The organism is Actinomadura kijaniata NBRC 14229 (genome assembly GCF_001552175.1).
Lineage (GTDB): Bacteria > Actinomycetota > Actinomycetes > Streptosporangiales > Streptosporangiaceae > Spirillospora > Spirillospora kijaniata.
In genome coordinates this window covers 38236-49355 of record NZ_BCQR01000085.1, presented here as the reverse complement: position 1 = coordinate 49355, position 11120 = coordinate 38236, and the positions used below count along the sequence as shown (strand labels likewise).

13 protein-coding genes are annotated in these 11120 nt (G+C 74.2%); 5 read left to right on the top strand and 8 right to left on the bottom strand.

Annotated features, from left to right (window positions below):
* From AKI01S_RS26110 to AKI01S_RS26100, 3 genes are all read right to left on the bottom strand, one after another.
* Nucleotides 1-1063: ATP-binding protein (locus tag AKI01S_RS26110; RefSeq protein WP_245681780.1), on the bottom strand; the 1063-nt coding region annotated here is incomplete at its 3' end.
* A gap of 28 nt (nucleotides 1064-1091) precedes the next feature.
* Nucleotides 1092-1526 (bottom strand): VOC family protein, encoded by a 435-nt coding sequence (locus AKI01S_RS26105; protein ID WP_245681779.1) that lies wholly within the window; start codon nucleotides 1524-1526, stop codon nucleotides 1092-1094.
* 2 nt (nucleotides 1527-1528) lie between these two features.
* Entirely contained in the window at nucleotides 1529-2389 is an 861-nt protein-coding gene (locus AKI01S_RS26100) for an NAD(P)H-binding protein (RefSeq protein ID WP_084000259.1), read from the bottom strand.
* Between the two features lie 101 nt (nucleotides 2390-2490).
* Between AKI01S_RS26100 and AKI01S_RS26095 the strand changes: the two genes are divergently transcribed.
* A complete protein-coding gene (locus AKI01S_RS26095; protein ID WP_067823434.1) occupies nucleotides 2491-3426 on the top strand; it encodes an AraC family transcriptional regulator in 936 nt (311 codons plus the stop codon).
* On the opposite strand, the gene AKI01S_RS26090 is transcribed toward AKI01S_RS26095, so the two are convergent.
* Together AKI01S_RS26090 and AKI01S_RS26085 are read right to left on the bottom strand one after the other, a co-directional pair.
* Entirely contained in the window at nucleotides 3396-3971 is a 576-nt protein-coding gene (locus AKI01S_RS26090) for a YdeI/OmpD-associated family protein (protein ID WP_067823431.1), read from the bottom strand. The genes AKI01S_RS26095 and AKI01S_RS26090 overlap by 31 nt on opposite strands.
* A gap of 38 nt (nucleotides 3972-4009) precedes the next feature.
* Nucleotides 4010-4600 carry a TetR/AcrR family transcriptional regulator gene (locus tag AKI01S_RS26085; protein ID WP_067823428.1) on the bottom strand — a complete coding sequence of 197 codons (591 nt, stop codon included), beginning with the start codon at nucleotides 4598-4600 and terminating at the stop codon, nucleotides 4010-4012.
* 106 nt (nucleotides 4601-4706) lie between these two features.
* Here AKI01S_RS26085 and AKI01S_RS26080 point away from each other — a divergent pair, with 106 nt between their 5' ends.
* Both AKI01S_RS26080 and AKI01S_RS26075 read left to right on the top strand, forming a co-directional pair.
* On the top strand, nucleotides 4707-5684 hold the full coding sequence (locus AKI01S_RS26080; RefSeq protein ID WP_067823425.1) for an ATP-binding cassette domain-containing protein: 978 nt from the start codon (nucleotides 4707-4709) through the stop codon (nucleotides 5682-5684).
* Nucleotides 5681-6508 carry an ABC transporter permease gene (locus AKI01S_RS26075; protein ID WP_157420144.1) on the top strand — a complete coding sequence of 276 codons (828 nt, stop codon included), beginning with the start codon at nucleotides 5681-5683 and terminating at the stop codon, nucleotides 6506-6508. Before AKI01S_RS26080 ends, AKI01S_RS26075 begins: the two co-directional genes overlap by 4 nt.
* A gap of 7 nt (nucleotides 6509-6515) precedes the next feature.
* On the opposite strand, the gene AKI01S_RS26070 is transcribed toward AKI01S_RS26075, so the two are convergent.
* Nucleotides 6516-7265 carry a TetR/AcrR family transcriptional regulator gene (locus tag AKI01S_RS26070; protein ID WP_245681778.1) on the bottom strand — a complete coding sequence of 250 codons (750 nt, stop codon included), beginning with the start codon at nucleotides 7263-7265 and terminating at the stop codon, nucleotides 6516-6518.
* Nucleotides 7266-7358: 93 nt separating this feature from the next.
* Between AKI01S_RS26070 and AKI01S_RS26065 the strand changes: the two genes are divergently transcribed.
* Together AKI01S_RS26065 and AKI01S_RS26060 are read left to right on the top strand one after the other, a co-directional pair.
* Nucleotides 7359-8306 carry an ATP-binding cassette domain-containing protein gene (locus tag AKI01S_RS26065; RefSeq protein WP_067823422.1) on the top strand — a complete coding sequence of 316 codons (948 nt, stop codon included), beginning with the start codon at nucleotides 7359-7361 and terminating at the stop codon, nucleotides 8304-8306.
* Nucleotides 8306-9145, top strand: a complete 840-nt coding sequence (locus tag AKI01S_RS26060; RefSeq protein ID WP_067823419.1) for an ABC transporter permease — start codon at nucleotides 8306-8308, stop codon at nucleotides 9143-9145. The genes AKI01S_RS26065 and AKI01S_RS26060 overlap by 1 nt, the downstream gene beginning before the upstream one ends.
* A gap of 64 nt (nucleotides 9146-9209) precedes the next feature.
* On the opposite strand, the gene AKI01S_RS26055 is transcribed toward AKI01S_RS26060, so the two are convergent.
* Nucleotides 9210-9725, bottom strand: a complete 516-nt coding sequence (locus AKI01S_RS26055) for a GNAT family N-acetyltransferase (protein WP_067823416.1) — start codon at nucleotides 9723-9725, stop codon at nucleotides 9210-9212.
* Nucleotides 9722-10801 (bottom strand): ribosome small subunit-dependent GTPase A, encoded by a 1080-nt coding sequence (rsgA, locus tag AKI01S_RS26050; protein ID WP_067823413.1) that lies wholly within the window; start codon nucleotides 10799-10801, stop codon nucleotides 9722-9724. The genes AKI01S_RS26055 and rsgA overlap by 4 nt, the downstream gene beginning before the upstream one ends.
* Between the last annotated feature and the right edge of the window lie 319 nt (nucleotides 10802-11120).

The window sequence follows — 11120 nt, the reverse complement described above, 5'->3', positions numbered from 1 at the left end:
CCTCGTCCGGGGCGACGGCGGCGGCCGCGCGGTGCAGCACGCGGCGGTCCCCGTGCAGGGCGTCGGCCAGGGCGCGGTGGGCCCGCAGGCGCGCCGTCAGCGGGGCGCCCTGGTAGGCGGCCGCGCGGATCAGCGGGTGCCGGAACGCGACCGACACGCCGGTGGTGCGGATGAGCCCGGCGCGTTCGGCCTCCTCCAGGTCGGTGGCCGTCACCCCGACCGCCCGTCCGGCCTGCACCACGGTGCCCAGTTCGCCGCCGCCCTCGGCGGCGGCGATCGTCAGCGCCAGCCGGGCGCGTTCGGAGAGCCGGTCGATGCGCGCGCCGAACGCCTCCAGCAGCCGCCGGGTGACCGGCAGCTCGTCAGGGGGAGCGGCGCGGCCGGCGCGCTGCTCGGCGGTCAGGCCGCGGGGGAGTTCGGTGAGGGCGAGGGGGTTGCCGCCGGCCTCGGCGACGATCCGGTCGCGGACGGGGCCGCTCAGTTCCGGCGCGCGGGCGTCGAGCAGCCCGGCGGCCGCCCGCCGGTCGAGCCCGCCCAGCGCCAGTTCGGGCAGGCCCGGCGCGGCGAACCCGTCGCGGGCGGCGAACAGCACGGCCACGCCCTCGGCCCCGATCCGGCGCGCCGCGAACAGCAGCGTCTCGGCCGACGCCGGGTCGAGCCAGTGCGCGTCGTCCACCAGGCACAGCAGCGGGCGTTCGGCGGCCAGTTCCGACAGCAGGCTCAGCACCGCCAGGCCGACCAGGAACCGGTCCGCGCCCTCGGCGTCGGCCAGTCCGAGGGCCCCGCGCAGCGCCGCCGCCTGCGGGGCGGGCAGCCGGTCCATCCGGGACAGCACCGGCCGCAGCAGCATCTGCAACGCCGCGAACGGCAGCCCCGCCTCGGCCTCCACGCCCTCGGCGCGCAGCACCCGCAGTCCCTCGGCGTCGCGCGCGGCCTGGTCGAGCAGGGCGGTCTTGCCGATGCCCGGCTCGCCCCGCACGACCAGCACCCCGCTGCCGCCCGACCGCGCCGCCTCGATCAGCGCGGCGACCGCGCGCCGTTCCCCGTCCCGCCCCCACAACACGGTGGCGAACCTACCGGGCTCCGGCGGGTCACGCCGACGGGGGTGCGGGGCGGTAGTCGCCGAAGCCCCAGAGCTGGCCCTCGGGGTCGAGGGCGGTGTAGCGCAGGCCGAAGCCGTTGCCGGTCAGCTCCTGGACGATCTCGGCGCCCTCGGCCCTGGCGCGCTCGTAGTGCGCCGTGGGGTCCTCGACCGCCACGTACACCCCGCCGGTCAGCGCCTGGATCTCGCGGGGGACGCGCAGGCCGAAGGTGTCGTTCTGGATTGAGCCGAGCATCACGACCGCGTCCGCGCCCAGGGTGAGCTCAGCGTGCGTGATCAGGCCGCCGTCGCCGTCGATCACCGCGTGCCGCTCGAATCCGAAGACGCGGCAGAGCCAGTCGATCATGGCCGGGGCGTCGCGGTATCCGATGATGGGGTAGATGCCGGGCATGGCGCGCTCCTCGACGGTGGGGATCCGGACCATGATCATTGCTCTGCCGGGGCGGGGACGCGCCAGGTTTCGGCATATTCGTTGGCGTACGCGCGCAGCGGGCGGGCCGGGTGGCCGGTGACGCGTTCGACCGTGTCGGTGACCACGGCGTTGCGGCCGTCGCGGATGAGCTGGAACAGCCCCCGCTGCCAGGCGACCGATCCCTCGTCGAGGCCCGCCGCCCGCAGCGCCTCGACGTGCTGCTCGGCGGTGAGGGCCGTGTACCGCAGCTCCCGGCCCGCGGCCTCGCCCAGCGTCCGGACGGCCTGCGCGTGGGAGAGCGCCTCCGGGCCGGTGACGACGAGGACCTGGCCCGCGTGGCCGTCCTCGGTGAGCGCGGCGGCGGCCACCTCGGCGATGTCACGGGTGTCCACGAAGCCCACCACGGCGTCGGCGGCCGGGAGCGCGAGCCGCCCCTCGTCGCGCAGGGAGGCGGCGAAGCCCTCCCCGAAGTTCTGCTGGAACCAGTTCGGCCGCAGGATGGTCCACTCCTTGCCGGAGTCCCGCACGTCCGCCTCCCAGACGGCCATCGGGATCGCGTCGGGCAGCAGCTCGACGCCGAGCACCGACAGCAGCACCACCCGCCCGACGCCGGGCGCGGCGGCCAGCAGGTCGCGGACGAGTCCGGGGCGGCCGGGCTCGGTGTACGGGCCGACGACGTACAGCGCGTCGACGTCCCGCAGCGCCTCCCGCCACGTGCCGGGGTCCGCCCAGTCGAAACGGACCGCCTCGACCCCGTCGATCCCGGACGGGGCCGGGGTGCGGCTGGCCGCCCGCACCTTCGCTCCGCGCGCCGCCAGCGCGTCCACCACGGCCCTGCCGGTCTTGCCGGTCGCTCCGAGCACCAGAACGGTCATCGTCGTCTCCCTTTGGTCGATCATCCGGGGACGACGTTACGGACCGGACGCCGGACGCTGAATGCCTGATGATCCGGAAAACATGTCCTATAGTCCTGATCATGGATGTGCTCTCCGACGCGCTCGCCGCGATGCGGACCGGTCGCACCCGGTCGGCGCGCACCGAGGTGCGCGCCCCCTGGGGCCTGCGCTTCCCGGAGACCACCGGCACGACCTTCCACGTCGTGCTCCAGGGCTCGTGCCTGCTGCTGGCCGGCGGCGACGCCGCGCCGCTGGAGCTGGGCCCCGGCGACGTGGTGTTCCTCCGCCAGGGCAGCGCGCACGCCCTGGCCGACGCGCCGGGCACGCCGCTGACCGACTTCGTCCCCGAGCGGTCGGCCCCCTCCTCCCCGGTGGGCCAGGTCCGGGTGGACGGCCCCGGGCCCGAAACGACCATGGTCTGCGGCGCCTACCAGCTCGACCGCACCCGGCCGCATCCGCTGCTGGGGGAGCTGCCCGAGCTCGTGCACCTGCCCGCCCGTCCGGGCAGGCACCCCGAGCTCGGCCGCCTCGTCGACCTGCTCGCCACCGAGCTCGACCGGAGCCGCCCCGGCAGCGACGGCATCGTGCCCTCGCTGGTCGACGCGATGCTGCTGTACATCCTGCGCGCCTGGGTGGAGGAGCGCGCCGCCGCCTCGCCGGAGGCGTCCGGGTGGGCCCGCGCGCTCACCGACCCCGCGGTCGGCCGGGCGCTGCGGGCGATCCACGCCGGTCCGGAGCGCCCCTGGACCGTGGCCGAGCTCGCGGCCCTCGGCGGCCTGTCGCGGTCGGTGTTCGCGCAGCGCTTCACGGCGCTGGTGGGGCAGCCGCCGATGGCGTACCTGACCTGGTGGCGCATGACCGGCGCGAGCCGCCTGCTGCGCGAGCCCGGCGCGTCCGTCCGGGCCGTGGCGCAGCGCGTCGGCTACACCTCTGAGTTCGCCTTCGCCAAGGCGTTCAAGCGCGAGTTCGGCGTCGCGCCCGGCGCCTACCGCCGCCCGGTCTCCCCGGCGGCCTGAGGGGCGGCGGGCTCCAGCTCGGCCAGGGTCCGCCGCAGGCGCGCCCGGCGTCCGGCCGGGGTCCGGATCTTCAGCAGCGGCAGGATCAGCTGGTAGCGGGCGGTCTTGTCGAGCGCCTCGAAGCGGGCGGCGGCCTCGGGCCGGGCGGCCAGGGCCTCGGCCAGGTCGGGCGGGACGGTGACGTCGCGCTGGGCGGCGTAGGCGGAGTCCCAGCGGCCGTCGGCCTTCGCCGCCTCGACCTCCGCCAGGCCGGGCGGGCGCATGCGCCCGGCGGCGGTGAGGGCGTGGACGCGTTCGACGTTCATCCGCGACCAGGGGCCGCCCCTGCGGCGGCGCGAGTAGCGCTGCAGGTAGAAGTGCTCGTCGAGGGCCTTGCGCTGGCTGTCGATCCAGCCGTGGCACAGGGCGACGTCCAGGGCCTCGGAGATGGTGACCGAGGCGACGGGCGCGCCCTTCTTGGCGATCTTGAGCCAGACGCCGCCCTCGTCCCCGTGGTGCTCGGACAGCCAGGCTTCCCATTCGGCGGCGTTCGCGAAGTGCATCATGCGTTCACCGTAGGAGGCCTTGCGGAACGTGCCTTTCCTCAATCGGGGGAGACGAGGAAACCGTTCTCCAGGGTGCGGATCACCATGGCGGTGACGCCGTGGCGGGGGATCACGCCCTGGCCGGCCGCTTCCACGCCGGTGTAGACCAGGCCCCACAGCACGTTCTGGATCCATTCGGCGGGCACCGTCGGGTCGAGGACGCCCTCCCGCTGGCCGCGCCGGATGAGCCGCAGGGTGGCGTCGGGATCGGCCGGGAGTCCCGCGCCGTCGGCCGGGTCGGGGCCGTAGTCCTCCAGCACCCGCGGGTCGCTCCACAGGAAGATGACCCGGTCCCCGGACTCGATCATCGCCGCGATGAGCCGGTGCAGGGCCTCGCGCGCCGGTCCCTGGTCCGGGGCGGCGTCGCGGACCGCCCGGTCGGCCATCGCCAGCGAGTCCACCACCACCGCCCTCATCAGCTCGTCCCGGTCGGAGAAGTAGCGGTGCAGCGTGCTGCGGCCCACGTCGGCCTCGCGCGCGACGTCGGCCAGGGTCGCGCGGTGGTTCCGGCCGAGCACCCGGGCGGCGGCGGCCAGGATCGCCTGGCGGGTGCGGTTGCGGGTTCCGGACTCTGCGGCGGTGGCACTCATGGTTCAGGAAATTACCGCTTGACACCCGTGCTGAGACATGTGGCACCCTTCATGAGACATTGATGTCCCAAAAATATAGTTCGATCTCTCATGAAAGGGAACCGTCATGACCTCCCCGGCACTGGTCGCCGAGGGACTGCGCAAACGCTTCGGCGCGAACGCGGCCCTCGACGGCTTCGACCTGACGGTGCGCGAGGGCACCGTCTGCGGGCTGCTCGGCCCCAACGGCGCGGGCAAGACCACCGCCGTGCGCATCCTGTCCACGCTGCTGCGCCCCGACGGCGGACGGGCCCTGGTCGGCGGGTTCGACGTGGTCGGCCAGTCCGCGCAGGTCCGGCACCACATCGGGCTGACCGGGCAGTACGCGGCCGTCGACGAGATCCTCACCGGCCGGGAGAACCTGGAGATGTGGGGACGGCTCTACCACCTGGGCAAGGCCACCGCCCGGCGGCGGGCCGACGAGCTGCTGGAGCGGTTCGGGCTCACCGAGGCCGCGGACCGGCGGGTCAAGCACTACTCCGGCGGCATGCGGCGGCGGCTGGACCTGGCCGCCGGGTTCATCCTCGCGCCGCGCGTGCTGTTCCTGGACGAGCCCACCACCGGCCTCGACCCGCGCAACCGCACCGAGGTGTGGCGGGCGGTGCGCTCGCTGGTCGCCCAGGGCACCACGGTGCTGCTGACCACCCAGTACCTGGAGGAGGCCGACCAGCTGGCCCACCAGATCGCCGTCATCGACCGGGGCCGGGTCATCGCCGACGACTCCCCGGAACGGCTGAAGTCCCTGGTCGGCGGCGACCAGCTCGACCTGGTGGTCGCCGACGCCGGCGCCCTCGGCGCCGCGGCGGGGATCGTCGCGCGGGTCACCGGGGCCGAGCCGGAGACCGACGCCGACGTCCGCCGGATCACCGCGCCGGTCCGGGACCGGATGGAGGCGCTCACCGCGACGCTGCGGGCGTTGCGGGAGGCGGGCGTCACCGTCGAGGACGTGGCGTTGCGGCGGCCCACGATGGACGAGGTGTTCCTGAACCTGACCGGCCACCGCGCCGCCGCGCAGGACCGCGACGAGCAGGAGGTGGCGGCATGACCGTGCTGCTGGCACCGCAGATGCCCCGCACGCTGCCGCAGCGGGTGGGATGGGCGCTGGCCGACGGCTGGATCGTGGCCCGCCGCGCGCTGGTCCACTGGGTCCGCAACCCGACCGTGGTCGCCTACCAGCTCGTCTGGCCGATCATGATGGTGGTGATGTTCGGCTACGTGTTCGGCAGCGCCATGACCGTGGCCGGGGGCGGGAACTACCGCGAGTTCCTGATGCCGGGCATGTTCGGCCAGACGATGATGTTCGGCATCGCCACCACCCTGATGGCCGTCACCACCGACGCCTCGCGCGGCGTCACCGACCGGTTCCGCTCGATGCCGATGTCGTCGTCGGGGGTGGTGCTGGGCCGCGCCATCGCCGACATGGTCAACTCGTGCGGCGAGCTGGCGATCCTGGTCGCCTGCGGGCTCGCGGTCGGCTGGCGCTGGCACGAGGGGCCGGGCAACGCGCTGGCCGCCGTCGGACTGCTGCTCCTGCTGCGGTTCGCGCTGATCTGGGTCGGCATCTGGCTCGGCCTGCTGATCACGCCGGAGGCCGCGGCGGCGGCGTGGGCGCCGCTGTTCCCGCTGACGATGGTCGCCAACACCTTCGTCTCGCCGTCGCAGATGCCCGGCTGGCTCGCCGTGGTCGCCGAGTGGAACCCGCTGTCGGCGACCGTCGCGGCGATCCGCGACCTGTTCGGCAACCCGGGCATGCCCGGCGACTCCTGGGCGTCGGAGAACGCCGTGCTGCTGGCGGTGCTGTGGCCGCTGGCGCTGGTGGCGGTGTTCCTGCCGCTGTCGGTGCGACGCTACCGGCGGCTCGCCCGCTGAGCCCCGATCACCCTCCCGCCCGGCGGAGGTGCTCGTCGGGCGGGAGGACGGCGGCGACGCAGTCCAGGACGCGTTCCAGCCCGTAGCGGAAACGCTCGTCGGGGTCCATGTGCGGCTGGCGCGCGTCCATCACGATGCGGGTGAACATCGGATAGTCGCCGCTGCGCACCAGCATGTTCACGTAGGCGGAGTTGCGGGCCATCCACTGCTCGGAGGTCAGCCCGCTGCGCTTGGCCTCCCTCTCCCAGGACAGCTCGTTGCGCACGGCCTCCTCGACGTAGCCGTTCAGCAGGCCGACGTAGGTGAGGATGTCGTCGATCGGGATGCCGACGTCCAGCGCCCCCAGGCCGAACTCCAACAGCCGCAGCTGGTTGGGCCCGAACGCCGGGCGCGAGCGCGGCATCTCCACCACCCACGGGTGCCGCCGCATGTAGGCGCGCGTCACCTCCGCGACCAGCCGCAGGTCGGCCCGCCAGTCGCCGGTCGGCCGGTCCGGGAACTCCTGCTCGCCGATCACGTGGTCGAACATCAGCTCGACCAGGTCGTCGCGGCTGGGCACGTACCGGTACAGCGACATCGCGCCCGCGCCGATCTCGGCGGCGATGCGGCGCATGGACGCGGCCTCCAGCCCCTCGGCGTCGGCGATCCGGATCGCCGCCTCGGTGATCTGCGCGCGGCTGTAGGCGGGCCTCGGCCCGCGCGCCGGGCGTTCGGGGCGCATCCAGATGTGCGGGTACTCGGTCTCTGCCACGGTCACCTCCCGCTCCATCATCCCAGTTGCGTACAACGTACCCAGTTATCTACGCTGAGGCGGTCAACAAATGCGTACGACGTACCCAATGGAGGGGTGATGTCGGAACCGATCGTCGTCGCCGAGGGGCTGCACAAGCGCTTCGGTGATACCCACGCGTTGCGCGGGCTGGACCTGGCCGTCCCGGCCGGAACGGTCTGCGGGGTCCTCGGCCCCAACGGGGCGGGCAAGACCACCGCCGTGCGGATCCTGGCGACCCTCGCCGACCCCGACGCCGGGCACGCCCGCATCGGAGGCCACGACGTCGTCCGCGACGCCGACCGGGTCCGCGCGATGATCGGCCTGGCCGGCCAGTACGCGGCGGTGGACGAGAAGCTGACCGGGCGCGGCAACCTGCGCATGTTCGGACGGCTGTACCACCTGTCGCGCCGCGACGCCCGGCGGCGGGCCGACGAGCTGCTGGACCGCTTCGGGCTGGCCGAGGCCGCCGACCGGCAGGTCGCCGGGTACTCCGGCGGGATGCGCCGCCGCCTGGACCTGATCGCCAGCCTGATCCTGCGGCCCCGCGTGCTGTTCCTGGACGAGCCCACCACCGGCCTCGACCCGCGCAGCCGGGGCGAGATCTGGGACGCCGTCCGCGAGCTGGTCGCCGAGGGCACCACCGTGCTGCTGACCACCCAGTACCTGGACGAGGCCGACCGGCTCGCCGACGACGTCGCCGTGGTCGACCACGGGAGGGTCATCGCCACCGGCACGCCCGACCGGCTGAAGGCCGCCATCGGCGACCGAGTCGACGTCGTGCTGGAGGACGCGTCGCTGACCGTCCGCGCGGCGGACGTGCTGGCCCGGATGGCGGGCGCCGAGGCCGCCGCCGACCCCGCGGCGGGCCGGATCAGCGTGCCGGTCGCCGGGGGAGCGGTGCGGCTGGCCGACGTGGTGCGCGAACTGGACCGCGCAGGGATGGCCCCGGCCGACGTCAGCCTGCGCCGCCCCACCCTCGACGAGGTGTTCCTGCGCCTGACCGACCGTGAGAAGGAGACCGTGTGATGGCCGCCCCGACCCTCGCCCCGCCCGCGCCGGCCTCGCCGTGGGGACGGCTGCGCTGGACGCTCGCCGACGGCGTGACCCTGATCGGCCGCGAGCTGAGCCGCCTGCGCCAGGAACCCGGCGAGCTGGTCGTCGCGCTGATCTTCCCGGGCATCATGGTGCTGCTGTTCGGCTACGTGTTCGGCAGCTCCATCGGGGTGCCCGGCGGGGGGAACTACCGCGAGTACCTGATGCCGGGGCTGTTCGCGATGGTCACGTTCTCCTCGGTGATGGCGGTGACGATGCGGGTCGCCACCGACGCCTCGCGGGGCGTGATGGACCGGTTCCGGTCGATGCCGATGGCGCGTTCGGCGGTGCCGTTCGGCCACACCGGCGCCGACGTCCTCAGCGGCGCCGTGAACCTGGTCATCATGGCGATCATGGGTCTGCTGGTCGGCTGGCAGCCGCACCGGGGCCTGTGGCCGGCCGTCCAGGCGTTCCTGCTGATCTTCCTGTTCCGGTACGCGATGAGCTGGCTGGGCTGCTACGTGGGCCTGGCGGTCAAGAACGAGCAGACCGCCGACCAGATGCTGCCGCTGGTCTTCCCGGTCACGATGCTGTCCAACGCGTTCGTGCCGACCGGCGGGATGCCCGCCTGGCTGCGGGTCCTCTCCGACTGGAACCCCGTCAGCGCCCTCACCACGGCCCTGCGGCAACTGTTCGGCAACCCCGGGGCGGCCGTCACCCACCCCTCCTGGCCCAACGAGCACCCGGTCGCCATGACCGTGCTGTGGTCGGTGACGCTGCTGGCGGTGTTCGTCCCGCTGTCGATCCGCGCCTACCGGCGCAAGGGCCGCTGACCGGACGGGCACGGGGCCCGCGACGCCGAGCGGCGCCACGGGCCCCGGCCCTCCCGAACGCCGGTCAGACCCCGAACGGGGCCGGGTAGGTCACCGTTCCGCCGGGAACGGGACCCCCGTCATCCAGGCGCATGGCCATCAGCGCCTCGTCCGGGACCTCGAACGCGACGCCGATGCCCATCGTGGAGGCCCGCACGAACCCGAACCTCGGGTAGTAGGCGGGGTGGCCGAGCACCACGACCAGGCGTTCGCCCCGGTCCCGGGCCGCCTCCAGCGCGGCGCGGATGACGGCGTCGCCGACGCCGCGCCGCTGGTACTCCGGCAGCACCGCCACCGGGGCCAGGGCCAGCGCGTCGCCGTCGCCGACCTTGCAACGGGTGAGCAGCGTGTAGCCGATCACCTCGCCGCGCCCGTCCTCGGCCACCCACGACAGGCCCGGGATCCACGCCGGGTCCCGCCGGAGGGCGTCCACCAGGTCGGCCTCCTCGGGCCGGTCGAACGCGGCGACGTTCACCCGGTGGACCGCCGCGATGTCGGCGCCGGTCTCGGGCCGGGTCTTCCAGACGGTGTGCTCGCTCAACGGTCCCGCCCCCGCAGCTTGTAGGCCTGACGCTGTGCCTTGTGGATGACCTTCCACCGGTTGGTCTGCTCGGCGCGCAGCCGGGCGTCGGAACGGGCGGCGATCCACTCGTTCTCCTTCAGGAGCTTGCGGTAGCTGCGCAGCCTCCGTTCGGGCAGGGTGCCGTCGGTGATCGCGGCCTGGACGGCGCAGTCCGGTTCGGTGTCGTGCGCGCAGTCGCCGAACCGGCACCCGGCCGCCAGCTCCTCGATGTCGGAGAAGGTCTGCTGGAGACCCTCCTCGGCGTCGAACAGGCCGACGCCGCGCAGGCCCGGCGTGTCGATCAGCACGCCGCCGGACGGCAGCGGCAGCAGCTCGCGGCGGACCGTGGTGTGGCGGCCCTTGCCGTCCCCGGCGCGGACCGCGCCGGTGGCCAGCCGGTCCTCGCCCAGCAGGGCGTTGCCGAGGGTGGACTTGCCCGCCCCCGACTGCCCGACCAGCACGATCGTGCCGGACAGGACGGCGGCGACCACGTCCACGCCCTCCCCGGTGAGGGGTCTGACGGTGACGACGTCCGCGCCGGGCGCGGCGGCCGCCACGTCGGCGACGACGGCGTCCAGCTCGGCGGGGTCGGCCAGGTGGTCGGCCTTGGTCAGCACCACCACCGGCCGGGCGCCGCTCTCCCAGGCCAGGGCGAGCAGCCGTTCCAGCCGCCCGAGGTCCACCTCGACCTCCAGCGAGACGGTGATGGCGACGGTGTCGACGTTGGCGGCCAGGACCTGCCCGTGGGAGTCCCGGCCGACCGACGCCCGGACGATCGCGGTGCGGCGGGGGAGCAGCGCCATGACGGCGGGGTGCTCGCCCGTGCGGACCGCGGCCCAGTCCCCGGTGCAGGGCATCGACGACGGATCGTCGGTGACCACCGGGGCCGTGTCGGCCCGCAGGACGCCGTCCTCGGTGATCACATCGCAGCGGCCGCGGTCGACGACGGCGACCCGGCCGGGGACGAGCCCCGCCTCACGGTGCGGGGCGAACGCGTGCTCCAGGTCCTCGCTCCAGCCGTACGCGACGAGAACCTGCGGAAACGCAGAAAACAATGGATTGGAACCCTTGTATGAAGGGGCCCGCGACCTCGACGAAGAAAGGGGTCAGCTCTGGGCCCGGGAAATGAGGATGGTCCGAGTGCTGCGCACGGCAGCGACCATGACGGCAACCATCAACACACCTCCCTCTCAGTTCCGGCCTCGATGATAGCCCATCCGTCCTGATCATGTCGCCCCCCTTTGAGAGGGAGGAGGGCCGCCTTGGCGGGATGCCGCCGGCCTCCGGCGCCGGTGCACCCCTGGGGACGGGCCCGGCCGCGCTGGGTGCCGGTGGCGGCGGCCGCGTCGGCGTATGCCCGCCCCACCCGCGGGA

Excerpts from the sequence above, each read along its gene's own strand:
- AKI01S_RS26105 (WP_245681779.1), bottom strand. The coding sequence starts at position 1,526 with ATGGTCCGGATCCCCACCGTCGAGGAGCGCGCCATGCCCGGCATCTAC.
- AKI01S_RS26100 (WP_084000259.1), bottom strand. The coding sequence starts at position 2,389 with ATGACCGTTCTGGTGCTCGGAGCGACCGGCAAGACCGGCAGGGCCGTG.
- AKI01S_RS26095 (WP_067823434.1), top strand. The coding sequence starts at position 2,491 with ATGGATGTGCTCTCCGACGCGCTCGCCGCGATGCGGACCGGTCGCACC.
- AKI01S_RS26090 (WP_067823431.1), bottom strand. The coding sequence starts at position 3,971 with ATGATGCACTTCGCGAACGCCGCCGAATGGGAAGCCTGGCTGTCCGAG.
- AKI01S_RS26085 (WP_067823428.1), bottom strand. The coding sequence starts at position 4,600 with ATGAGTGCCACCGCCGCAGAGTCCGGAACCCGCAACCGCACCCGCCAG.
- AKI01S_RS26080 (WP_067823425.1), top strand. The coding sequence starts at position 4,707 with ATGACCTCCCCGGCACTGGTCGCCGAGGGACTGCGCAAACGCTTCGGC.
- AKI01S_RS26075 (WP_157420144.1), top strand. The coding sequence starts at position 5,681 with ATGACCGTGCTGCTGGCACCGCAGATGCCCCGCACGCTGCCGCAGCGG.
- AKI01S_RS26065 (WP_067823422.1), top strand. The coding sequence starts at position 7,359 with ATGTCGGAACCGATCGTCGTCGCCGAGGGGCTGCACAAGCGCTTCGGT.
- AKI01S_RS26060 (WP_067823419.1), top strand. The coding sequence starts at position 8,306 with ATGGCCGCCCCGACCCTCGCCCCGCCCGCGCCGGCCTCGCCGTGGGGA.